Annotated in this window: 19 protein-coding genes; 5 read left to right on the top strand and 14 right to left on the bottom strand. The window is 70.6% G+C overall.

All coding sequences use genetic code 11. The features are described from left to right. Positions 1-78: 78 nt before the first annotated feature. The 4 genes from ACWGI2_RS13695 to ACWGI2_RS13680 all read left to right on the top strand — a co-directional run bounded on the left by ACWGI2_RS13695 (position 79) and on the right by ACWGI2_RS13680 (position 4513). The gene (locus ACWGI2_RS13695) at positions 79-1533 is read left to right on the top strand and encodes a Cys-Gln thioester bond-forming surface protein (protein WP_453695753.1); all 1455 of its coding nucleotides are present in this window, start codon (positions 79-81) and stop codon (positions 1531-1533) included. A 168-nt stretch (positions 1534-1701) separates the two neighbouring features. Next, positions 1702-3366 carry an energy-dependent translational throttle protein EttA gene (ettA, locus tag ACWGI2_RS13690; protein WP_453395601.1) on the top strand — a complete coding sequence of 555 codons (1665 nt, stop codon included), beginning with the start codon at positions 1702-1704 and terminating at the stop codon, positions 3364-3366. 23 nt (positions 3367-3389) lie between these two features. After that, positions 3390-3830, top strand: coding sequence for an acyl-CoA thioesterase (locus ACWGI2_RS13685; RefSeq protein WP_453395600.1), 441 nt, complete (start codon positions 3390-3392; stop codon positions 3828-3830). Continuing rightward, positions 3827-4513, top strand: a complete 687-nt coding sequence (locus ACWGI2_RS13680; RefSeq protein WP_453695389.1) for a hypothetical protein — start codon at positions 3827-3829, stop codon at positions 4511-4513. Before ACWGI2_RS13685 ends, ACWGI2_RS13680 begins: the two co-directional genes overlap by 4 nt. A 42-nt stretch (positions 4514-4555) precedes the next feature. Here the strand turns inward: ACWGI2_RS13680 and ACWGI2_RS13675 are convergent, their stop codons facing one another. Further along, positions 4556-4969 carry a globin gene (locus ACWGI2_RS13675; RefSeq protein ID WP_202121170.1) on the bottom strand — a complete coding sequence of 138 codons (414 nt, stop codon included), beginning with the start codon at positions 4967-4969 and terminating at the stop codon, positions 4556-4558. 147 nt (positions 4970-5116) lie between these two features. Here ACWGI2_RS13675 and ACWGI2_RS13670 point away from each other — a divergent pair, with 147 nt between their 5' ends. After that, entirely contained in the window at positions 5117-6091 is a 975-nt protein-coding gene (locus tag ACWGI2_RS13670; protein WP_453695388.1) for a methyltransferase domain-containing protein, read from the top strand. Positions 6092-6110: 19 nt separating this feature from the next. Here ACWGI2_RS13670 and ACWGI2_RS13665 read toward each other — a convergent pair whose 3' ends face one another. The 13 genes from ACWGI2_RS13665 to ACWGI2_RS13605 form a co-directional block, all read right to left on the bottom strand. Next, positions 6111-7403: an FHA domain-containing protein gene (locus tag ACWGI2_RS13665; protein ID WP_453695386.1), complete on the bottom strand. Its 1293-nt coding sequence runs from the start codon at positions 7401-7403 to the stop codon at positions 6111-6113. A 61-nt stretch (positions 7404-7464) separates the two neighbouring features. After that, complete coding sequence (locus tag ACWGI2_RS13660) at positions 7465-8808, bottom strand: VWA domain-containing protein (protein ID WP_453695384.1); 1344 nt, start codon at positions 8806-8808, stop codon at positions 7465-7467. A 92-nt stretch (positions 8809-8900) separates the two neighbouring features. Continuing rightward, positions 8901-10253, bottom strand: a complete 1353-nt coding sequence (locus ACWGI2_RS13655) for a protein phosphatase 2C domain-containing protein (protein WP_453695382.1) — start codon at positions 10251-10253, stop codon at positions 8901-8903. A gap of 2 nt (positions 10254-10255) precedes the next feature. After that, positions 10256-12853 (bottom strand): tetratricopeptide repeat protein, encoded by a 2598-nt coding sequence (locus tag ACWGI2_RS13650; protein ID WP_453695380.1) that lies wholly within the window; start codon positions 12851-12853, stop codon positions 10256-10258. Then, on the bottom strand, positions 12850-14169 hold the full coding sequence (locus tag ACWGI2_RS13645; RefSeq protein ID WP_453395593.1) for a hypothetical protein: 1320 nt from the start codon (positions 14167-14169) through the stop codon (positions 12850-12852). Before ACWGI2_RS13645 ends, ACWGI2_RS13650 begins: the two co-directional genes overlap by 4 nt. Before the next feature lie 39 nt (positions 14170-14208). Next, positions 14209-15219: a glutamate ABC transporter substrate-binding protein gene (locus ACWGI2_RS13640; RefSeq protein ID WP_453395592.1), complete on the bottom strand. Its 1011-nt coding sequence runs from the start codon at positions 15217-15219 to the stop codon at positions 14209-14211. Positions 15220-15236: 17 nt separating this feature from the next. Beyond that, complete coding sequence (locus ACWGI2_RS13635) at positions 15237-16706, bottom strand: hypothetical protein (protein WP_453395912.1); 1470 nt, start codon at positions 16704-16706, stop codon at positions 15237-15239. Positions 16707-16994: 288 nt separating this feature from the next. Continuing rightward, entirely contained in the window at positions 16995-17975 is a 981-nt protein-coding gene (locus ACWGI2_RS13630; protein ID WP_453695751.1) for an N-acetylglucosamine kinase, read from the bottom strand. 2 nt (positions 17976-17977) lie between these two features. After that, complete coding sequence (locus ACWGI2_RS13625) at positions 17978-19243, bottom strand: 6-phospho-beta-glucosidase (RefSeq protein WP_453695378.1); 1266 nt, start codon at positions 19241-19243, stop codon at positions 17978-17980. 8 nt (positions 19244-19251) lie between these two features. After that, a complete protein-coding gene (locus ACWGI2_RS13620) occupies positions 19252-20160 on the bottom strand; it encodes a carbohydrate ABC transporter permease (RefSeq protein ID WP_453695377.1) in 909 nt (302 codons plus the stop codon). Between the two features lie 9 nt (positions 20161-20169). Next, positions 20170-21105 carry a carbohydrate ABC transporter permease gene (locus tag ACWGI2_RS13615; protein WP_453695375.1) on the bottom strand — a complete coding sequence of 312 codons (936 nt, stop codon included), beginning with the start codon at positions 21103-21105 and terminating at the stop codon, positions 20170-20172. A 25-nt stretch (positions 21106-21130) separates the two neighbouring features. After that, positions 21131-22471: an ABC transporter substrate-binding protein gene (locus tag ACWGI2_RS13610; protein WP_453695373.1), complete on the bottom strand. Its 1341-nt coding sequence runs from the start codon at positions 22469-22471 to the stop codon at positions 21131-21133. A gap of 49 nt (positions 22472-22520) precedes the next feature. Then, positions 22521-23672, bottom strand: coding sequence for an ROK family transcriptional regulator (locus tag ACWGI2_RS13605; RefSeq protein ID WP_453695371.1), 1152 nt, complete (start codon positions 23670-23672; stop codon positions 22521-22523). Positions 23673-23788: the final 116 nt, after the last annotated feature.

The raw sequence follows: 23788 nt of genomic DNA, 5'->3' as shown, positions 1-23788 counted from the left end.
CGATCTGCTGGCGGGACCACCCCCCTCGATGTGAACGGGTCCCGTCCGGAGGGGAATTCTGTGTCTTTTGCGCGTTCAGTGTTGTCGGCGTTCTCTGCCTTCTCCGGGGGCCGTGCGTGCTCTGCCCCGTCCCGGGGGAGACGGGGCGCAGCGCGCCTCGCCGCGGTGACGCTGGCGACCGGGGCCCTCGCGGCGGGCGCGATAGCCACCGCGGGTCCCGCCGCGGCGGAAGAGGCTCCGCAGCGCCGGGGCGGAGCCGTCGCGACGCTGGGCGGGCTTCAGACGTACGGCCAGGCCGTCGTCCGTGACAACGGGGAGAGCCAGCAGGTGCCCGCCGGTCTCTTCGAGATGTCCGTGGACGGTGGCGGCACCCTGCAGACGTACTGCATCGACATCCACAACCCCACGCAGAAGGACGCGGAGTACCAGGAGACCCCCTGGAGCGGCACTTCGCTGAACGGCAACAAGGACGCGGGCAGGATCCGCTGGATCCTGCAGAACTCCTACCCGCAGGTGAACGACCTCGCCGCGCTGGCCCACAAGGCGGGGACGCGAGCACTGACCGAGCAGGCGGCGGCGGTCGGCACGCAGGTGGCGATCTGGCGCTACTCGGACGGCGCCGAGGTGGAGGCGGTCGACCCGCAGGCCGAGAAGCTCGCGGACTACCTCTACAAGAGCGCTCGCGGTTCGGCGGAGCCCAGGGCGTCGCTGACCCTCGACCCGCCCGCGGTCTCCGGGCGCGCGGGGGAGCGGGTCGGCCCGGTCACCGTGCGGACGGACGCGGACGCCGTGTCCGTGGCCCAGCCCGCGGACTCCGTGGCCAGCGGAGTGAAGATCGTCGGCAAGGACGGCAAGCCCGTCACCTCCGCGGCCAACGGCAGCCGGCTGTTCTTCGACATCCCCAAGGACGCCCCGGACGGCTCGGCGGCACTCGCCGTACAGGCGTCGACCACGATTCCGGTCGGCCGGGCCTTCGCCTCCGAGACCCGGAGCCAGACGCAGATCCTCGCGGGCTCCAGCGAGTCCACGGCTTCCGCGAGTGCGAGCGCCACCTGGGCCAAGGAGGGCGCGATACCGGCGCTGTCCGCGGAGAAGAACTGCGCCAAGAGCGGCGTGGACATCACGGCGAGCAACAAGGGCGACCGGCCGTTCACCTTCCGCCTCATGGGCGCCAAGCACACCATCGAGGCCGGCACGTCGCGAACGGTGACGATCCCGCTGCAGGAGGACCAGCCCTACGACTTCACGATCAAGGGCCCGAACGGCTTCGAGAAGCGGTTCAAGGGTGTACTCGACTGCCAGACCGAGGGCAGCGCGATCGGCAGCAAGACAGAGCCGGTCTCCGACCCGAGCCCGGCATCGGCAGGCGGCACGAGCACAGGCGGCGGCGACCTCGCGGAAACGGGCGGCTCCAGCGCGACCCCGATGATCGCCGGAATAGCGATCCTCATGGTCGTACTCGGCGCGGCAGCGATGTTCCTCCTCCGCAAGAAGAAGGACCCGACGGCCACGGAGACGCCGACCGAGGACTGATCCGGCGCGCTCCCCGGCAGATCATGACAGTCCGTGATCTGCCGGTGACCCAAGTGGCCGGGGAACGTCCAGGTCATGGCCCCCCGGCCATACTGGTTTCCTCCGGGAGGTGCCCGTCAGGCAAGATGGGGTGTATCTGCCCACTCACTGATTGCCGGACGGTTTCTCTTGGCTGAGTACATCTACACCATGCGCAAGACGCGCAAGGCGCACGGCGACAAGGTGATTCTCGATGACGTCACCTTGAGCTTCCTCCCTGGCGCGAAGATCGGTGTCGTGGGCCCCAACGGCGCCGGTAAGTCCACGGTGCTGAAGATCATGGCCGGGCTCGAGCAGCCGTCCAACGGTGACGCGTTCCTCTCGCCCGGTTACAGCGTCGGCATCCTCATGCAGGAGCCGCAGCTCGACGAGTCGAAGACCGTCCTGGAGAACGTCCAGGACGGCGCCGCCGAGATCATGGGCAAGCTCAAGCGCTTCAACGAGGTCGCCGAGCTCATGGCGACCGACTACTCGGACGCGCTCATGGAAGAGATGGGCAAGCTCCAGGAGGACCTGGACCACGCCAACGCGTGGGACCTCGACGCCCAGCTCGAGCAGGCCATGGACGCGCTCGGCTGCCCGCCCGGCGACTGGCCCGTCACCACCCTCTCCGGCGGTGAGAAGCGCCGCGTCGCGCTCTGCAAGCTCCTCATCGAGGCGCCCGACCTGCTGCTCCTCGACGAGCCCACCAACCACCTCGACGCCGAGTCGGTGAACTGGCTCGAGCAGCACCTCGCGAAGTACGCGGGCTGCGTCATCGCCGTCACCCACGACCGGTACTTCCTGGACAACGTCGCCCAGTGGATCCTCGAGCTCGACCGCGGCCGCGCCATCGCCTACGAGGGCAACTACTCCACGTACCTGGAGAAGAAGCAGTCCCGTCTCAAGGTCGAGGGGCAGAAGGACGCCAAGCGCGCCAAGCGCCTCAAGGAAGAGCTCGAGTGGGTGCGCTCCAACGCCAAGGGGCGTCAGGCCAAGTCCAAGGCTCGTCTCGCGCGCTACGAGGAAATGGCCGCCGAGGCCGACAAGATGCGGAAGCTGGACTTCGAGGAGATCCAGATTCCGCCGGGTCCGCGGCTGGGGTCGATTGTCGTCGAGGTCGAGAATCTGTCGAAGGCCTTCGGCGACAAGGTGCTCGTCGATGACCTGAGCTTCTCGCTGCCGCGCAACGGCATCGTCGGCATCATCGGTCCGAACGGCGCGGGCAAGACCACGCTGTTCAAGATGATCCAGGGCCTGGAGCAGCCGGACTCCGGCAGCATCAAGGTCGGCGACACGGTCAAGGTCAGCTACGTCGACCAGGGCCGCGCCAACATCGACCCGAAGAAGACGCTGTGGGCTGTCGTCTCCGACGAGCTGGACTACATCAACGTCGGGCAGGTCGAGATGCCCTCGCGGGCGTACGTCTCCGCCTTCGGCTTCAAGGGGCCGGACCAGCAGAAGCCTGCCGGTGTGCTCTCCGGTGGTGAGCGCAACCGCCTCAACCTGGCGCTGACCCTCAAGGAGGGCGGCAACCTCCTCCTCCTCGACGAGCCGACGAACGACCTCGACGTCGAGACCCTGTCGTCGCTCGAGAACGCGCTGCTCGAGTTCCCCGGTGCGGCTGTCGTGATCTCCCACGACCGGTGGTTCCTCGACCGGGTCGCCACTCACATCCTCGCCTACGAGGGTGACTCCTCGTGGTACTGGTTCGAGGGCAACTTCGAGTCGTACGAGAAGAACAAGATCGAGCGGCTCGGCGCCGACGCGGCCCGTCCGCACCGTGCCACCTACAAGAAGCTCACCCGAGGCTGAGACCGAGGCTGGGACTGAGACTCATGAGTCGGCATATTTACAGCTGCCCCCTCCGGTGGTCGGACATGGATGCCTTCGGGCACGTCAACAACGCCGTCTTCCTGCGGTACTTGGAAGAGGCGCGGATCGACTTCATGTTCCGGCTCGCACCGGGGGACGGCAGCCCGTCGTTCTCGGGCGGGTCCGTCGTGGCCCGCCATGAGATCGACTACGTACGGCCGTTGGTCCACCGGCACTCGCCGGTGACCATCGAGTCGTGGGTGACGAAGATAGGCGCTGCCTCGCTCACCATCTCGTACGAGGTCAAGGACCCCGACCAGGTGTACGTGCGGGCCACGACGATAGTCGTCCCCTTCAACCTGGAGGCGCAGCGGCCGCGGCGGATCACCGCCGAGGAGAAGGCCGTTCTCCTGACGTTCATGGACGACGCCACCGATGACGGTGCGGAGGCGCTCGTCGCATGACGGCGCAGCTGCACTTCGCCGACGCCGGGGAGGCGGGGGATCTCGCCGCCTTCCTGGCCCGGCTCATCCACTACGACAAGGCCGCGGCGGTCCGGCTGCAGGCGGCGGGCGACACGCTCGCCGTGTTCGGCAGGCCGCCGTCGTTCGAAGTGCTCGCCATCCGTACGGCGCGGCTCGCGAAGCCGTACGAGCACGCGCTCGACTCCTCGCTCGATGTCACCGTCTCCGCCGGTGAACTCCTCGAATCCGTGGGGGAGTCGACGGAGTCCGTCGAGTCGGCGGGCGTGGCCTCCGTGCCGCAGGCCGTCACCGGGCCGCCATGGGCCGGAGTTCTTCCGCCGCGCGGCGGCTGGCAGCCGGAGCAGGGGCTTCCGCCGGTGGACGCCGTGCGGGGGCTCGTCGCGGCCGCGGTCGGTGAATTCAAGTCCCGGGTCGAGGAGTTGCCGCAGGAGCGGCGGGTCCGGGCGGAACTCGACCAACTGGGCCGGGAGATCTGGTCCAGGACCATCGGGGACACGGGCCTGCCCGTGCGGGCCGCGCACGCCGCGCAGGCCCTGGGGTTCCTGCGGGGGGACTCGCTCGACCTGCTGTCCTCCGGTGCGTGGCTGCGGCTGCGTACGAACTATGGGTCGATCGCCGTGCGCCGGGCCGGAGTCGGCGGCCTCTCGGTGACGCCGGCCTAGCGGCCGGGCCACCGAGCGAGCACCGCAAGAGGCAAAGAGCCGTCAGCCCTCGGAGTTGACCATGGACGCCGCCGCGTACGTCAGGTAGTTCCACAGCGTCCGCTCATGCTCCTCGGAGAGCTTCAGCTCCTCGACGGCGCTCCGCATGTGCTTCAGCCAGGCGTCGTGCGCCGCCCTGTCGACGGTGAACGGGGCGTGACGCATCCGCAGCCGGGGGTGGCCGCGGTTGTCGCTGTACGTGCGAGGGCCGCCCCAGTACTGCATCAGGAACAGCGCGAGGCGCTCCTCGGCCGGGCCCAGATCCTCCTCCGGGTACATCGGTCGCAGCAGCGGGTCCTCCGCGACTCCCTGGTAGAAGAAGTGCACCAGGCGCCTGAAGGTCTCCTCGCCGCCGACCTGTTCGTAGAAGGTCTGCTCCTGAAGCGTGCCGCGCGGGATCTCTTTCACACCGTCCATGGTCTCAGACGAGGCGGCCGAGGACGGAAGGCTTAGGACCGAGGGCCCGCGGACCGGCACTGATTCCCCACCCACCGGGACCGATCTCCTCCGGATCGGTACGTTTCGTCACTCGCATCGCGGGCCATACCGCAGCACAGTGGCTATATGGGACCCACAGTCGACCCACTGCTCGCCGCGGAGGCCGGATCCGCCCTGGTGCGCGAGATCGATGCGAGCGGTGCCTGGACGCGGGACCCCGGCCTCCGCGCCGCGTTCGAGCACGTCCCGCGGCACCTCTTCGTGCCGTACTACTACGTCGCGTCCTCGGGCGGCGGCTACGAACGCCTCTGGGGCGAGGACCCCGACCCCGCACGCCGGGCACGCTGGCTGCGCGGCGCCTACGCGGACGCCCCGCTCGCCACCCGCGTACGGGACGGAGAGCTGCTCTCGTCCAGCAGCCAGCCCTCCCTGATGGCGAAGATGCTGGAGGAGCTCGACCTGCGCGACGGGGACTGCGACGTCCTGGAGATCGGCGCGGGCACCGGCTACAACGCGGCCCTGCTCGCCCACCGGGTCGGCGATGAGCACGTCACCACCGTCGATCTGGACCCGGAGATCACCGAGTCCGCGCGGCGGCACCTCACGGCAGCCGGGTACCACCCGGCGGTCGTCACCGGCGACGGCACCGCTGGGTGCCCCGAGCGCGCTCCGTACGACCGGATCATCGCGACCTGCACCCTGGCCTCCGTGCCGCGCCCCTGGCTGGCCCAGTGCCGCCCCGGCGCCCGCATCCTGACCCCGCTGGCCACCGGCCTGATCGCGCTGACGGTGCGGGACGCCGAGCACGCCGAGGGCCGCTTCCTGCATACCCCCGCGTACTTCGTGCCCCTGCGGGGCGGCAGCAGAAAGGCCCCGCACGAGCAGCACCTCGGGGGGCTGCCGCGCAGGGCCCTTCAGAACGAGCTCTTCCGCTTCCTGCTGGAGCTGACCGCGGGCAGCCTCGACCCCTACGAGGCCCTCGCCCTGTGGCAGCGCGAGGACCGGCCGGTGCGCGAGCGGTTCGGGGTCACCGTCAGCGGGCCGCACGAGTGGGCCTGGCTCGACGACCCCGAAGGGCCGTACGCCTGGCCACTCGCGTGAGCCGCTGAGAGCTGGTGCCTCAGCTGTGGCGGATCGTGATCGTCGTCCAGGCGCCCACGTGCACCCGGTCGCCGTCCTGGAGCGGCACGGGGACGAACGGCTGGATGGGCTCCTCGCCGTTGTTGACCGTGGTGCCATTGGTCGAGTTCTGGTCGACGACTGCCCAGGTGCCGTCCGGCTGCTGGACCAGGACCGCGTGCTGGTGCGATACGCCCGGGTCCTCCGGCGGCACCGACAGGTCGATGTCCGGGGTGTCGCCGGTGGAGTGCCTGCGGCGGCCGATGGTGATCTGGTTGCCGGCCAGCGGGCGCTGCTGCTCGGGCGAGTACGCGGGCAGGTTCAGGCCCGACGCCTCGGGACCGCTGCGGTGCATCATCGCCATGAAGTACTCACGGTCGGGACCGATCGTCGCCGACCAGGAGACCGTGCCGGTGCCGGGACCGGGCACCGCCTGATAGCCCGGAGGGCCCTGCGGCGCCTGCGTCTGCTGAGGCTGCTGCTGGCCCGGCTGCGGCTGGCCCCACTCGCCCTGCTCGGGAGCCTGCGGGGCGCCGGGACCCGAAGGGGCCGACGACGGCGGCGGGAGCACCCAGTCGTCGCCACCGCCACCGCCGCCGAAGGGCGGAGCGCCGGGCCCCGACGGGCCGGGGCCGGGCTGATGCGGAGGCGGCGGGGTCCCCGTCTCCTGAGGGAACGCGGGCGGCGGCGCCGGCGGACCCTGCTGCTGGAACGCCTGCGGGGGCTGCCCCGACGGGTCGCCGCTGTAGGGCGGCGGGGGCGCCTCGCCGCCGTACGGCGGGGGCACCTGACCGGACGGGTTGCCGTTGCCGAACGGCGGGATCGGCTCGGCGGGCCGGTTCATCTGCGAGGGCCGCGAGCCCTGGTACCCGAACGGGTCCTGGCCGGGCTGGGTGCCGGGCCGGCCGCCGGGCGGCTGCTGGAACTGCTGCGCCGGGTTCTGCGCGGGCGGGTGCGGGGCGGCCGGGGTGTACGAGGTCGCCGTGTTCGTCAGGAAGTTCCAGCAGCACTCCTCGCAGAACGGCGCGTTCGCCTCGCGGGGCGTGCGGCACTGCGGGCAGAGCTCGGCCTCGGCGGCCTGGTCCGGCACGGACGACAGGTGCGGGCGTCCCTGGTTCTGCTGGGGATAGCCGTATCCGGAGTCCTGGCCGGGGCCGGGCGGCGGCGGATAGCCGTAGCCCGGCGCTCCCGGGGGCGGCGGGGGAGGCGGCGGTACGGCACCGGCCATGCGGTGACCGCAGACCTCGCACCAGTCGTCGGAACCCGACTGGTGTCCGTTCGGGCAGGTCGGCATGTCGGCGCTTCCCCCTCTCCTTCTCCGGCCCAAGGGCCGCTACTGATGAGTATGCGTGGTGCTACTTCTTCACGCGAACAGTCTTCGTGGACCGCGTCTCGAGAGTCATCTCGTCGGCCTCGGCAACCCTCGCCTTCAATCGAACAGTACCTGCCACGGCGTCGACCACGTCGACCACCTTCGAAAGCAGCTTCGCGGTGTCCTCGTTGCCAGAGGCGCTGGCGAGCTGAACGGCACGGCCCAGTTTGGCCGTTGCTCCGTCCATATCTCCCGACTTGCGCGCATCGAGACCCTGCTGGATCACCTGGGCCAGTTCCGCCTGGCCCGTGTAGTGCGCCACCTGCGGATTGATCGACGTCGAAGCGGACATGTCATCCGTCCACACGGCCCGCACCAGGCCCTGCGAGAGCGTCTGGGCACTGCCGTCCGGCTGCGGCACGATCAGCGAGACACGGGCCGCGAGCATCTCCTGGCCGAGCTCGGCGTTCGGCACCTCGACACAGATGTGGTAGTCGCGGGACTCGTCGCCCCAGGACCCGGTGGGATAGTCACCGGCGCGCGGTCCCGCCTCCGTACGACGGTCGGTCAACTCCTCAACCGTGGGCGCCACTTGCTTGACGAACTTGATCTCCGCGCCCAGCGGCGTCCACAGCCGCAGGCTGACGTCGGCGACCTCCTTGCCCATCGCCGCCTCCATCATCTGCGTGAAGTCGGCGGAGAGCCCCGAGGGGTCGGCGACGATGTCGGCGGTGCCGAGGAGCGCCGAGGCGATGCCGGTGACCTCCTTGACCTCCCAGTCGGTGCCGACACCGCGGGCGTCGCAGGTGAAGCGGCCCGCGCAGGCGTCGACTGAGGCCTGCAGATCCTCGGGTGACTCGTGTTCATTGCGGCCGTCTGTCAGCACGATTCCGTGCCGTATCGAGACATCGGCCGAGGCCAGGAGCCGGTCGGCCAGGCGCAGCCAGGTGCCGATCGCCGTGCCGCCGCCCGCGCTGAGCTTGCGCAGCGCCTGCTTGGCCTGCTCCCGGGTCCGTGAGTCGGCGACCGCGAGGCGGCCGTCTCCCGGATAGACCTCCTTGGCGACATGGGTGCCGCCGATCACCGCGAAGTGGACTCCGTCACGTACGGCGTCGATGGCGGCGGCCGTGGCGTCACGGGCGCCGCGCATCTTCGTCGGCGGATAGTCCATCGATCCTGAACAGTCGACCATGATCGCCACGGCCGCGTCCGGGGTCTGCCCCGCCGAGTAGAGGTGCGGGGCGCTCACCGCGGCCCCCACCGTGCCGCCGCCGGTCGAGGTGACCGTGGCGATCGCGTTGACCTCGCGGCCGCCCTCCGGGAGGTACTCGTTCTGGTACACGTCGACCGAGAACTGCGGCACGTTCGACTTCGAGAAATTGGCCATGGATCCCTGCTCCCCCTAGACGTTCCCACCGGCTTCCCCAAGCCGGTGGGTGACAAGTGCGCGTGGCAGGCGCCCCGTTGAGGGAGCCTCCGCTAGGCCGATCCTGCCCCTTGCGGCACGAGACGGAACGGCAGAATCGCCACTGTTACGTTGTCGTGGCCACCGCCGTCCAGCGCGTGGCCGACCAGCACCTGGGCGCTGTGCAGCGGGCGCAGGGCGGAGTCGACGGGCACGGCGCGCGCCATTTCCTCCACCGCCTCCGCGTAGTTCCAGAGCCCGTCGGTGCACACCACCACTACACCCGCACGGTCCGGCTTGAAGGAAGCGGTGTGCGGCTCCAGTTCGTACGCGTCGGCGCCGAGCCAGCCCGTGATGGCGTGGGCGCGCTCGTCGGCGTACGCCTCCGCCTCGTTCATCAGGCCCGCGGCCACCATCTGCGCGGCCCACGAGTCGTCCTCGGTGAGCCGGACCGTCGGGCCGCTGCGGTCGTCGGGGACCCAGTAGGCACGGCTGTCGCCGACCCAGCCGACGACCAGGAGGCCACCGGCGACGATCGAGCCGACGAGCGTGCACGCGGGCGCGTTCTGGTGCGGGGAGTGCTCCCTGGCCTGAGTGGGCTCCGAGGCAAGGGCGTTGACGGCGTCGGCCGCCGCCAGGATCGCGTCGTGCATGGCCTGCTGCGGGTGCGTGCCGCGCGGCAGGGCGGACAGGAGCGACTCGTTGGCCGCGCGCGACGCGGCGAGCGAGGCCTCGTCGGGGCGGGTCGCGGACGAGACGCCGTCACAGACGATCGCGACGACGGCGGGGGAGCCGTCCGGCAGCGCGGCCGACGAGATGGCGAACGCGTCCTCGTTACGGTGATGGCGCAGGCCCCGGTCGCTGACCGCGGCGACCGCGTCGAGCTCCTGCTCCATGTGGTCGCGCTCGCGCGGCTGTGCGTGCCCGCAGTTCTCGCAGTAGCCGTCCGGGTCCACGCGGCCCGAACGGCACGCCACGCAGAGCTTGGTGCCCGCGGGCGGCGTCGGGTCGGGTGGCGCGACCGTCCTGGGGTCCGCGAGCTCCGGCGGGGCGCCGGGGGCGGGCAGGGGGTACTCGTCCGGCTCGGCGGGCTGCGCGACGGGGGCGTCGGTCCGTACGTCCCCCGCGTTCGGGGAGAGCTCGCCGCCCGACGACTCCGTGACCGGCAGGTCGGTGGGCAGGTGCGCGGGCACCGGCATGTCGGAGCTGTCCACGTCCGGGGCGATGGGCCACTGCGACGACGCATCCGGCGGTGGCGCCGACGACGAGCCGTTCATCGCGACGGTGGGGCGGTCGTCCGACCCGGCCGGCTGCGCCGACAGGTCGTACCCGCACGCGCCGCAGAACAGGTCACCCGATTCCAGCGGCTCTTCGCAGCCGGGGCACGTGGAACCTGCCCCGGCAGTCTGCTGGTGCATCTGCGACATCTTCACACCCACGTCCGAGGGCGGAAACGGTTGGCCCGCTCCACCAGTTCGATCCTCTCCTGGCCACCCTGTGCGAGCCGGGCGAGCGTTCGGTACGAGCGCTCGAGGCCGAACCGGAGGCCCCGCTCGTCCAGGTCGCTGCCGAGCAGCACGGTCCGCGAGCCGCCTGCCGGTGCAGCGGGTGCTGCCGGCGGGGCGGTGGCGTGACCAGGATGCCTACCGGAGAGTACCCAGTCCAACGCGGTGCCAAGGACCTCGGTGGAGAGTCGCTCGCGGCGCACCGCGTCGAGGCCGAAGCCCGCGAGGGCCTCCACCTGGCCCGCCGCCGCCGTCAGGTCGCCGAGGAAGTCGGACAAGGGGCCGCCGGGCGACGGCGCGGTGTCCAACGTCATACGGTGGCGCAGCCTCGCCCGCACCGCCGCGACGCGGGCCGCCGTGTAGTGGATCGAGGCCTCGGGTACCGACTCCAGGGTGTGCACGGCGCCGCGCCGGTCGCCCGATGCGAGCTGCACGCGGGCCAGGCCGAACGCCGCGCTGACGTAGCTCGGGTCGGTGGCCCACACCAGGCGGTAGTACTCGGCCGCGTTGTCCAGTTGCTCAAGGACCTCCGCGCAGACGCCGAGGGCCAGCTTGGGCGCGGGCTCGCCGGGGAACGCGTCGTACACGGCGTCGAAGGACAGCGCCGCGTTCTCGTGATCGCCGGTCGCCAGCGAGGCGACGCCGCGGTACCAGACCACCCGCCAGTCGTCCGGATGCTGTATCTCCAGCTCGGTCAACGCCTGGGCGGCGGGCTCCAGTTCACCCATGGCGAGGCGGGCCCGGAGCCCGCGAAGCCGCAGCTCCACAGAGTCGGTGGGCGCGGCCCGCAGCGCGGTGATCAGCTCGGCGGGCGCGGAGGCCATGAGCCCGGCCAGGAACCCGGCGTTCGGGTCGTTCGGGTCGACGCGCGGCACCGGCAGCGCGAGGGCCGTCGCGGGGGCGTCCAGCGGCCGGACGATCCGGGCCGGCGGGGCGGCCGGAGGCACGGGCGGCGCGGTGATCGCCGGGATGCCGTTGCCGTTGCTGTCGCCCGCCGTCAGCTCGGCGCGGGCCCCGCGCCGCCCCGCGGGCAGCACCCGTACCCCGAACTGCGAGACATCCCCCGTAAGTTCGGCGAACAGCTCCGTGTCCGTGACCTTCACTTCGGGACCGAAGAGGGTGGAGAGCGCGGGGCGCGGACGCCCCGTCTGGAGGGCCACGACCTCCCGCAGGACACCCGTGAGCTGCTCCGCCATCTCCTGCGCCGAGGCGAACCTGCGGGCCGGGTCCGGGTCGGTCGCGCGCACCAACAGGCGGTAGAACGACTCGTACGTACGGAAGACCTCGATGTTGTCGGGGTCCGGCAGGGAGTCCACGAAGACGTTCGTGTAGCCCTGGAAGTCGAAGGTGAGCACGGCCAGGGTGCGCGCCACCGTGTAGAGGTCGGAGGCCACCGACGGGCCCAGCTCGGCGACTTCGGGGCCCTGATAGCCGACCGTTCCATAGATCGCGGACTCGTCGTCGTCCATGCGGCGGACCGCGCCCATGTCGATCAGCTTGAGCTGGTCCTCGGTCTGGATCGCGTTGTCGACCTTGAAGTCGCAGTACAGGAGATTGCGGCTGTGCAGATGCCCGAGGGCCTCAAGGGCCTCGATGCCGAACGCGCACGCCTGCTCCACGGGCAGCGGATCGCGCTTGCCCTGCGCCGTGCGGCGTTCGTTGGCGATCTCCTTGAGGGACTTGCCGCCGACGTACTCCATGACGATGTAGCCGTCCATGGAGCCCGTGCGCTGGTCGAGGTGCTCGACGAAGTTGTAGATCCGCACGATGTTGCTGTGCTCGATCTCGGCGAGGAAGCGGCGCTCGGAGATCGCGGCGGCCATCGCGTCCTGGTCGCCCGTGTCGAGCAGACCCTTGAGGACCACCCAGCGGTCGGACACCGCGCGGTCGACGGCGAGATACACCCAGCCGAGCCCGCCGTGCGCCAGACAGCCCACGACCTCGTACTGCCCGTGCACGATGTCGCCCGCGTTCAGCTTCGGCACGAACGAGTACGGGTGGCCGCACTTCGTGCAGAACCCCTCGGTGCGGCCGGGCCTGTCCCCGCGCGCGCGGCCCACCGGCGCCCCGCAGTCGGAGCGCGAGCAGAACCGCTTCCGCTCGGGAACCTCGGGGTTCTCCTGCACCGCCTGGCGAGGATCGGGGCGCGGCACCTCGGGCACCTGCACCAGGCCGATGCCCAGCCTGCTGCGGGCTGACGTACCCGCCCCGGAGCCGGAGCTGCGCACTGAGACCGAGCGGGATGTCGAGCTGCCGGACAGCGAGCGCGAGAGCCGCCCCGACACCGACCTGCGCGAGGACTGGGACCGCGACGAGCGTGACGACGCGCGCGAACTGGACCGGGAGCTGCTGCTGCCCGATCCCTTGCCGCCGCCGGTGATGCCGGTCGGGGGAGAGGACACCATGCCCGTCGGCGAGACGACCGGGGCCAGGCCGCAGGTGTCGCAGTACAGCTCGCCGCCGCCCACGTCCTCGTACGACCCTGTGCATCCGGGTCGCTGGCACTTCCGCTGCTCACTCATGCTTCCCCCCTCCGGTCGGTGGGACCGCCCTGTTGCGGGACCCTCGATGCAAGGACTTCGGCGGCCGCCTGCTGATAACGAAGCACCGCCTGTTCGGCGACGCGCAGATCGCAGGGCGCGCTCCACAGCATCCGGCGCGCCGCGTCGTACCGCTCGATCAGGAGCGGGTCCTCCGCGTGACCGAGACGGGCGACCTTCGCCTTGTACGCGTCCAGGCGGCCGCGCAGCTCCGCGCGGACCGCGAGGGGCTGGGTGACGGCCGTCAACGACTCGCGGGCGCGCAGGAGTTCGTCCTCGGCCTTCTCCTCCAGGGACTCCAGGAGAGGGGACAGGCGGTGCCACTGGGCGTGCCTGCGGTAGTCGGACGCCATCGCGAGCTGCTCCTGCAGCGCCGTGGAGGGGCCGCTGACGGCGGGCACCTCGGACGCGGCGATCTTGGCGAGGACCTCGCCGCGCGCGGAGCGGGCCTCGGCCAGCGTGCGGTCCGCGCGCGAGAGCACGTCACGGAGCCTGCCGAGGCGCAGCTCCGCGTCCTGCCGGACGGTGAGCACCGCGTCGATCTCACGGCGTACGTCCTCCAGGGCGCGGGCCTCGCGGTCGTACCGCTCGGTGTGCGGACGGCCGCCGCCGGGGGCCGAACTGCCCTGCGCGGGCTGCCAGAAGGCCAGCGGATCGGAGATCACCTGCTCGCGCAGCAGCGTCAGCTCCGCCGTGATCCGCTCCAGGTCGTCGCCCGCGGGGTGCTCACCGGGACGTACTCCCACGGAGTGGGCGAGCTGGCGGGTGCGCTGGAGTTCGGCCGACAGGAGGTCGATCCGGGCGGGCAGCGCGGACCAGACCGCGTCGGCGGCGACGACCATGTCGAGCGAGTGCGCGTACAGGTCGTTCATCCGCGAGACGAGTTCGATGAGAGTGAAGCGCTCGGTCAGCTTGGCGGGTCCTGTGATCGAGGCCGACGGCGCGGGGGCGGCGCCGCCGGCGACGGTGACGCTCTCACCGCGCAGCAGCTCGGTCAGCTCCACCAGGTCGTCCCTGTTGGGCCAGCGTCTGCGGGCCCGGACCTCGTGCGCCGCGCGCAGGGCGGCGGCGTACGCGTCGAAGTACGCCCACAGGAGGGTGATCTGCTGCTCGGTGGACTGCCAGCGCTCCTGCGTGGTGCCGGTGAGACCGGCACCTTCGAGGAGTCGGCGGCCCGCGTGATCCTGAAGGGCGAGGAGCGAGGTCTCGATCGCCTCGTGCTCGGCGTCGAGCCGCGCCAGCGCACGGTCCACCTCGTCCCGGTCCATCACAGGACCGGGGGGTCCCGCGACGCTCATCGATCACCTCTCCGCTCTGCGTTGCTGTGCACGTCCGGCTCAGTCGCTGTACTTCGGTGCGGGCGGTCCCGCCGATTCGCCGAGGCCCGGCTTCAGCCAGTGGTCGTAGCTCTTCTGCCAGCCGCTCTTGCGGTAGTCCTCGAGGACTTGGTTGACCCGCCGCACCAGGTCGTCCTCGCCCTTCGCCGGCTTCTTCATCGCCACGCCGTAGTACTCCGTGTTGAGCGGCGCGTCGCCCTTGAGCTCGACCGTCGGGTCCTGCGCGGCCTGGCTCGCGGCGAGCGCGCTGTCGGTCACGACCGCGTCGACCTCACCGAGCTGGAGCCTTACCAGGCAGTCGAGTTGGTTCGGGACCGTAGTCCCGATGTCGGCATCGAGGCCCTTCTTCTTGAGCTCCTCCAGCTTGGTGAGGGCCGTGGAACCCTTCGCGGAGCAGACCTTCTTGCCGTCCAGGGAGTCGTCGAACCCGGTGATGTCCGAGGACTTGGGGGCGAGCACCTGCTGGCCGGTCTTGAAGTAGGCGGTGGAGAAGGAGACGTCCTTCTCGCGCTCGCAGGTGATCGTCATGGTCCGCACGACCATGTCGACCTGGCCGCTCTGTATCGCCTTGACGCGCTGGTTGGTGGGGATGGCGCGGAAGAGCACGGCGTCGCGGTCGCCGAGGATCTCCTCGGCGATCTTGTGCGCGAGGTCGATGTCGAAGCCTTCGAGCGTCGCCGTCTTCTTGTTCGGGTCGCGATAGCCCCAGCGGTAGCTGTTCTGGTCGACGCCGACGATGAGCTTCTTGACCGGGCGTGCGCGGATGGCCTCGATCGTCGGGCCGTCCTTGTCGTCCGGCGAGAGGCTCTCCTCCGGGGTCTCGCACTCCTCGGCGCGCGCGGGCGCTGCCGCCGCGGAATCCTGGGACACCCGGCCCTCGCCCTTGTCGGACTTGACCGCGCTGCCGGCCTCCGGCAGTACGAGCACGAGGGAGCCCGTGAGCGCGCAGGCCACCGCCATGGCGGCAGCTCCACCCCAGCCGCGCATCCTCGCCAGTCCTCGCGTACGCATCGTCCGCTCGCCCCCTCTCACCTGTACTCCGACAGCCTGCGCCCGATGCCGAGCACGGCGCCCGCGGCGGCGAGCACGGCGAGCACGGCGGCGCCCACCGGGAGCCCGCTCATCGCGCCCTTGCCGTCCTTGGCCGCCTGCTCGAACTCGCCTCGCTCGTGCTTCAGCGCGTCGTCGAGCGCGTCGTCGACATTGTCGAAGCACTCGCCGGTGGGCTCGTCGCTCTTGTCGCCGACGACCTTGGCGAGCGCGCCCTTGTAGTCACCCGCGTCGTCGCTGTCCCGTGCGGTCTTGTGGCGGTCCTTCCAGACCGACACGTTCTTCACGGCGGCCTCCACGGGGTTCTTGCCCGCGGAGTCGTCGGCGATGGCCGCGGCCCGGGCGAGCAGCCCGCCGGCGCCGCTCAGGTCCTTCATCTGCTCCTGGTAGGCGACGTCGAACTTGTCCTTGATCTCCTTCTCAGCGCCCACCTCGACGGTCTCCGCGCCGCGGCTGACCAGTGTGAGGTTTTCGTTGCTGCGGGCCTTGAGCGAGCTGATGCGGGCGTCGTTCAGGACGTTCAGGGACTTCACGCCGTGGTCGTACGAGTCGCTCAGCCCCGAGCGCGCGAAGGTGTGCCCGGCGACCAGCCAGAGCAGGACGACCGTGGACGCGGCGGTCGCGGCGACCATGCCGTGGTTGAACACCCGGTTCGTGCGACGGTAGTTGCGGCGCTGGGCCCAGAACAAGGCGCCGAGCGCGAGAAGCCCCAGGGCGATGGCGAACCAGGGATACGGCTTCGCGTCGTCGTAGTCCCTGTTCAGCCGCTCCTTCTCCACGGTGTAGAGCTCCTCGGCGGCCGGGAGCATCTGGGTCTGCATCTTGTCGTTCGCGTACCGCAGATAGGCGCCGCCCAGGGGCAGGCCCTGGCGGTTGTTCGCGCGGGCGCGCTCGATCAGGCCGGTGTACTCCGGGAGCAGCTTGTTCAGCTTGCTGACCGATGCCGCGGCCGACGAGCCCGAGCCCGCGTTCGACGCGGCGTTCGCCAGCTTCTCGGAGGCCCGGTCGATGTCGGCCTTGTACCGGTCGCGTACGTCGGCCGGTTCCTGACCGCCTGCCAGGAAGCCGCTGGACGCGGCCGTGTTGGCGTCCGCGAGGGAGCGGTAGATGGCCGCCGCGTCGTCGCTCAGCGGCTGGCTGCGGTTCAGGACGCTGTCGGCGGCGGCCGAACGGTCGGACATCTGCCAGGTGGTGACCGCGCCGAACGCCACGACGAGCAGCGCGAGGACGGCGCCGATGATCCGCAGCCTGCCCGGCTCCGTCGTCGCCGCGGCGCGCAGCCGGTCCCGGCCCTCGATCCACGCGGGGCGGCGGCGCGGCGCGCTCTGCACGGCCTGCGCGGCCTGTGCGGATGCCGCGGAGTCCGGTCCTGCCTGCGGCGGCACGACGGGCATCGTCGGCGCGGCCTGTCCCGGCGGCGCGGCGCTGCCGTTCGGCGGGTATGTCACCTCGACCTCGACCTCCCCCTTGGTCATCGGACGTTCACTTCCGCCCGGCGTGCGCGGTGCGGGAAGAAGTGCACGGCGGCAAGTATCGCCGCAGGGACCGACATCCGCACAGGTCTTGACTGGATCTTGTGCTGATCACTGCGCCCGGAGACCTGTGCGGATCATGCGAAGCCCGCCCGGATCAAGCGAAACCTGTCCGGGTCAAGCGAAGATCGCACACCACCCCTGCCCTTGAATACGCGATTCAGTACGGATCGGTTCCCTCCCGGGCCGATGAACTCAGCCGCTTCAGGCTCCCACGCCACTCTCGTAGTGGGCCCGCACGCGCGCGTGCACCTCGGTCGGCGCCCCCACCTGGTCCAGGCCGAGCAGCGCCGCGCCGAGCACGGGACGGGCGACGACCACCCTGGCCACCGCCTTGGGCGCCCGCTCGGCCAGCAAGGCCCGGACACGGTCGTCCAGTTGCGGGTGGCGGGCGGCGAGGACGCTGCCGCCGAGCAGCACCGGGGTCTCCTCGCCGAGCAGGCCGAGGCGGTCCAGGGCCACGGTCGACATGGCGACGACCTCCTCGGCCATCCGGTCCACCAGGGAGCGCGCCACGGCGTCGCCCTCCGCCGCCGTGGCGAAGAGCACCGGCGTCAGCTCGTGCCGCCGTACCGGGGCGACGGAACCCAGGTGGAGCGCCTCGATCAGCGCGTACATGGAGGGCAGGCCGAAGTGCGCGGGCAGCGTCTCGCGCAGCGCGGTCGGCTCGCCGCGGCCGTCCTCGGCCCGCGCCGCGTACCAGAGCGCCTCCTCGGCGAGGCCGCCACCGCCGCCCCAGTCGCCGGAGATCCGGCCGATGGCGGGGAAGCGCGCGGTGCGCCCGTCCGGCAGCATCCCGACGCAGTTGATGCCCGCCCCGCACACCACGGCGACGCCCCGCGGCTCGGCGTCCTCCAGGAGCCCGGCCCGCAGGATGGCGAAGGTGTCGTTGCGCACGTCGACCGAAGGGCCCCACGCGCGCCGCCGCAGGGCCAGGGCCAACTCCCTTTCCTCCACGGGGAGGTCGGCGTTGGCGAGGCAGGCGGACACATGCCCGACGGAGGCGGTGCCCGCCTCGGCCAGGGCCCGCGTCACCGCCTCCTGAAGGATGTCCACCGCGGCCTCGACGCCGACCTGGGGCGGCTGGAACCCGCCGCCGCGGGCCGTGCCGACGACGGTGCCGTCGGCCGCGATCACCGCGACGTCGGTCTTGCTGTTGCCCGCGTCGATCGCGAGCACGCTCATGCCTACGCCCACGCCAGGTGCTCCCGGTTGTGCGCGATGAGGCTGTCGGTGAGCGCTTCCGCGTACGCGTACTGGCCGACCAGCGGGTGGGCGAGCAGCGCCTTGAAGACGCGGTCGCGGCCGCCGTGCAGCGCGGCCTGGAGCGCCAGGTCCTCGTAGCCGGTGACGTTCGCGACGAGCCCCGCGAACAGCGGGTCGAGCCTCGGCACGGCCAGGGGCTTGGCGCCCTTGCCGTCGACCGTGGCCTGCACCTCGATGACCGCGTCGTCCGGCAGGAACGGCAGCGTGCCGTTGTTGACGGTGTTCACCACCTGGCAGGGGCTGCCGCCGTTGCCGAGCAGCGAGGCCGCCAGGTCCACGGCCGCCTCCGAGTAGAAGGCGCCGCCGCGCTTGGCGAGCAGCTCCGGCTTCTCGTCGAGCGTCGGGTCGCCGTACATCGTGAGCAACTCGCGCTCCATCTCGGCCACTTCGGCGGCGCGCGAGGGCTTGGTCCGCAGCTCGTCGACCACCGCGTCGTGCTGGTAGAAGTAGCGCAGGTAGTACGAGGGCACGACGCCGAGCCGGTCCACGATGGCGCGGGGCATGCGCAGGTCCTCGGCGACCGCGTCCCCGTGCTCGGCGAGCAGCTTGGGCAGGATGTCCTCGCCGTCCGGGCCCCCGAGACGTACGCCCGTCTCCCAGGTGAGGTGATTGAGCCCCACGTGATCCAGATGGACCTCGCCCGGCGCGACGTCGAGCAGCCTGGCGAACTTCCGCTGGAAGCCGATCGCCACGTTGCACAGGCCGACGGCCTTGTGGCCCGCCTGGAGCAGGGCCCGGGTCACGATGCCCACGGGGTTGGTGAAGTCGATGATCCAGGCGTTCGGGTTCGTACGCCGTACGCGCTCGGCGATGTCGAGGACGACGGGCACGGTGCGCAGGGCCTTGGCGAGGCCGCCCGCGCCGGTGGTCTCCTGGCCGACGCAGCCGCACTCCAGCGGCCATGTCTCGTCCTGGTTGCGGGCCGCCTGCCCGCCGACGCGCAGCTGGAGCAGGACCGCGTCGGCGTCCGCGACGCCCGCGTCCACGTCGGACGTGGTGACGATGCGGCCCGGGTGCCCCTGCTTGGCGAAGATGCGCCGCGCCAGGCCCCCGACGAGTTCGAGACGGTCGGCGGCGGGGTCGACGAGGACGAGCTCCTCGATCGGCAGGGTGTCCCTCAACCGTGCGAATCCGTCGATGAGTTCGGGTGTGTAGGTCGACCCTCCGCCGACCACTGCGAGCTTCATATCGGTTCTCAGCCCTTTACTCCGGTGAGGGTGACGCCTTCGACGAAGGCCTTTTGTGCGAAGAAGAAGACGAGGATGACCGGCGCCATGACGAGCAGTGTCGCCGCCATGGTCATGTTCCAGTTGACGGAGTGGGCGCTCTTGAAGGATTCGAGGCCGTAACTCAGTGTCCAGGCGCCGGGGTTCTGGGCCGCGTAGATCTGCGGTCCGAAGTAGTCGTTCCAGCAGTAGAAGAACTGGAAGAGCGCGATGGCGGCGATGCCGGGCTTGGCCATCGGCACGACGATCTTGACCATCGTGCGGAACTCTCCGCAGCCGTCGACCTTCGCCGACTCGATGTACTCCTTGGGGATGGTCAGGAGGAACTGCCGCAGCAGGAAGATCGAGTACGCGTCGCCGAACGCCATCGGGATGATCAACGGCCAGAGCGTGCCCGACAGATGGAACTGCTGCGCCCAGACCAGATACATCGGGATCACGATGACCTGCGGCGGGAGCATCATCGTCGAGATGACGAGCAGCATCGCGGTGCGCCGGCCGCGGAAGCGGAACTTGGCGAGCGCGTACGCCACGGGGATCGCCGAGCAGACGGTGAACAGGGTGCCGAGGCCCGCGTACATGAGGGAGTTGCGCCACCAGTCGAGGAAGCCCGGCGTCTCGAACACGGCCTTGTAGTTCGACCAGTGCCAGGAGTTGGGCCACAGGTCGCCGCTCATCGCCTGCGAGTCGCTCATCACCGACGTCAGGAAGACGAAGACGAACGGAAGCACGAACAGCAGTGCGACGGCTATGGCGACACTGTGTACGGCGATCCAGTGCAGGATCCGCTTGCGGCGGGCGCGGGCGGCGGCGGGGCCGCGCTGCTTCGAGGTGGCGGCGGCGGGCGCCGTGGGCGCGGTGAGAGTCGTGGAAGTCATCGAAAGTCCTCAGTCCTCCGCCGAGAGCAGCCCGGAGCGCTTGCGCATCAGGAGCATCGTCACGGCCATGGCGATGGCGAAGAGCACGAGCGAGAGCACGCACGCGGCACCGGTGTTGAAGTTCTGGAAGCCCATCTGGTAGACGAGCTGGGGGACCGTGAGGGTCGAGTGGTCCGGATAGCCGGGCTGAATGACGGACCCGGGCCCGATGTTGACGCCGGAGGCGACCTTCCCCGCGACCAGGGCCTGCGTGTAGTACTGCATGGTCTGCACGACGCCCGTGACCACCGCGAACATCACGATCGGCGTGATCGCGGGCCAGGTGACGTAACGGAACTTGGACCACGCTCCGGCGCCGTCGAGCTCCGCGGCCTCGTACTGCTCCTTCGGTACGTCGAGCAGCGCCGCCATGAAGATCACCATCAGGTCGCCGATGCCCCACAGGGAGAGCAGGACGAGCGAGGGCTTGGCGGTGTCCGGGTCGTTGAACCAGTTGGGCCCGGAGATCCCGACCGCGCCGAGGATCTCGTTCACCGGCCCCGAGCCCGGGTTGAGCAGGAAGACGAAGGCGACGGTGGCGGCCACCGGCGGGGCGAGATACGGGATGTAGAAGGCGGTGCGGAAGAACCCGGCCCCCGTCTTGATCTTCGTGATGAGCAGCCCGAGCGAGAGCCCGAAGACCACCCGCAGGGCCACCATGATCACGACCAGCCAGAGGGTGTTCCGCAGGGCAGGGCCGAACAGGGGCATCTGCTCGAACACGTACGTCCAGTTCCTGAGGCCCACGAAGGTGGGCTCCTTGATCTGGTTGTAGTGCATGAACGAGAAGTAGACGGTGGCGATCAGCGGATACGCGAAGAAGACGCTGAAGCCGACCAGCCAGGGGGACAGGAACCCGAGCGTGCGCAGTCTGCGGCGCGCGGGGTTGGAGAGGGACATTGCCATGAGGGGTCCTCGGCTCTTCAGCTCTTCAGCTCTTCGACTGGAGGGTGTCGGCGTCGATCTGCTCGTCGAGCTTCTTCAGGCCCTTGCGCAGGTCGGAGACGCGCCCGGACTCGACGCCGTAGGCGAAGTCACCGAGCGAGACGACGTAGGCGCCGCCGTTGACGGAGGGCGGCAGGGCCTTGCTGTGCTTGTTCTCCAGGATGTCGAAGAAGGCCCTGAAGGTCGGATCGGCGTCCAGATCGGGCGACTTGAGCGCCGCGAACGTGGAGGGCACGTTGTGGATGGCGTTCGCGAAGTTCACGACCTGCTTCGTGTCCGCGGTCAGGAACCGCACCAGCTCCCACGCGGCGTTCTGGTGCTTGCTGCTGTGCGCGATCCCGGCGACGGTGCCGGTGATGAAGCCGCGCCCGTACGTCTTTGCCTGGTCGTCGGGCACGGGCAGCGGGGCCACGCCCCAGTCGAACTTCGCCTTCGCCTCGTCCAGCATCAGACCGCGCCACTCACCGTCCAGGTGCATGGCGACCTTGCCGGTGAGGAAGGCGTTCTGGCTGGACATCTCGTCGCCGAAGGTCATCCGGAACCGCTCCAGGTCGCGGAACCCGCCCTGCTCGGCGGCGAGTTGACGTGCGGTCTTGAAGAAGTCGTACGCGGCGGGCTCGTCGGCGAGTCGTGAGTTGCCCTCGGCGTCGAAGTACGTGGGCCCCCACTGCGCGAAGAGCCGGTCCGGACTGTTCTGGTAGAAGCGGAAGTTGGGCAGATACCCGACCTGCTTGTACGAGTTCTTGCCGCTGCGGATGGTGAGCTTCTTGCTGACCTCCTCGAACTCGGACATGGTGCGCGGAGGCCGCTCGATGCCCGCCTTCTTGTAGGCGTCCTTGTTGTAGTACATCCCGAAGGCGTCGGCGAGGAGGGGCAGGGCGCACTGGTTGCCGCGGTAACTGGTGTAGTCGAGAAGCGTCTTGGGGAACGTCTTGTGCTTGTCGAGCCCGGTCTTCTTCATGAAGGGATCGAGGTCCGCCCACATCCCCGAGTCGCAGTACTGGCCCACGTTGTTGGTGGTGAAGGACGACACCACGTCCGGGGCCTTGTCACCGCCCGCCCGCAGGGCCTGGTTGATGGTCTCGTCGGAGACGTTCCCGGTGGCCTTCACGTCGATGTTCGGGTGCAGCTTCTCGAAGCGGGCGATGCTGTCGTCGACGGCCTTGACCTCGCCGGGCGTCGACCAGCCGTGCCAGAACTTCAGGGTGACCGGCTCGGTCGGGTCGTCGTTCGCGCTGCCGACGCTCGGGTTGGCGCAGCCGGAGAGCAAGAGGCCGGCTGCGGCGAGCGCCGCGGACGCGCAGGTGGGCATGCGCCATCGCGGCATGGCGGACTTCCTTTGCGGGGAGGGGAGTTGGTCTTGCGGGGGAGGGGGATCAGGCTGTGTCGAAGACCTGGTCGCGGGCCTGGGTGAGGGCCGAGCGGAGGGCGCCGGTGAGGATGGGGTCGCCGTCGAGTTCGCTGATGCGGATCTGGGGGCGGGGCAGCGCGAGGCCGGTCAGCTCCTCCTCGACCTTGGCGCGCAGCTTGTCGCCGCCCGCCTGGGCCACCGAGCCGGAGAGGACGACGAGTTCGGGGTCGACGACGGCGACGACGGCGGCGATGCCGGTGGCGATACGCCGCGCGACCTCGCCGAGCGCGGCGTCGTCGGCCATGACCTCCTCCAACGTCGCGCCGCCGCCGGTGAGTTCGCGCACGACGTACGCGGAGACGAGGCTCTCGAAGCCGCCGCCGTTCTCCGAGTCCGCGCGCTCCAGCGGGGCGCCCGGGAGCGGCATGTAACCGATCTCGCCCGCGCCGCCGGTCGCGCCGCGCAGCAGGGTGCCGCCGAGCACGATGGCGGCGCCGACGCCTTCGTCGAGCCAGGTCAGTACGTAGTTGTCGTGGTCCTGGGCGGCGCCCTCGTACTGCTCGGCGACGGCGGCCAGATTCACGTCGTTCTCGATGTCGACGGGGGTGCCGAGGACGGCGGCGAGGTCGTCGCGCAGGGTGCGGGAGTGCCAGCCCGGCAGGTGGGGGGCGTAGCGGAGCTGGCCGGTCTGCGGGTCGATGGCGCCGGGGGTGCCGATGACGGCGGCCCGCAGGTCGTCGTGGCCGAGGCCCGCCTGGCGCAGGGCGCCGTCGACGGCCTCCGCGACGAGCTGTGCGGTGCGGTGGCGCACGTCCTCGGCCACGGCGTCGGCCTCTACGCGCTCCCGGCCGAGGACGGTGCCGGTGATGTCGGCGACGAGCGCGGTGATCCCGGTGGGGTCGGCGGAGAGCGCGGCGACGTGGGCGGCCCCCGGGTCGATCTCGTAGAGCAGGGCGTTGGGTCCCGGCCGGCCGCTGAGGCTGCCGGTGGTGTGCACGAGCCCGGCCGCTTCGAGCCGCCCGAGGAGCTGCGAGGTGGTGGGCTTGGAGAGCCCGGTCAGCTCGCCGATGCGGGTGCGGGTGAGGGGGCCGTGCGCGACGAGGAGGTCGAGAACGGCCCGGTCGTTCATGGCGCGCAGGACGCTCGGGGTGCCCGGAGTGGTGCCCGCTGCTGCCATGACGTCACCTTACTTTTGGTCGGCCGCTAACTGTTAGGAAACTTTCCGATTGGTGAGGACCGTAAGGCTGGCGTGAATGAGCCGTCAATAGCGAACGCCCCCGCGGCAACCAAGTC

This window comes from Streptomyces sp. NPDC054866, assembly GCF_053610745.1.
The sequence above is the reverse complement of the archived record's forward strand: the minus strand, read 5'-3'. Positions and strand labels throughout refer to the sequence as shown.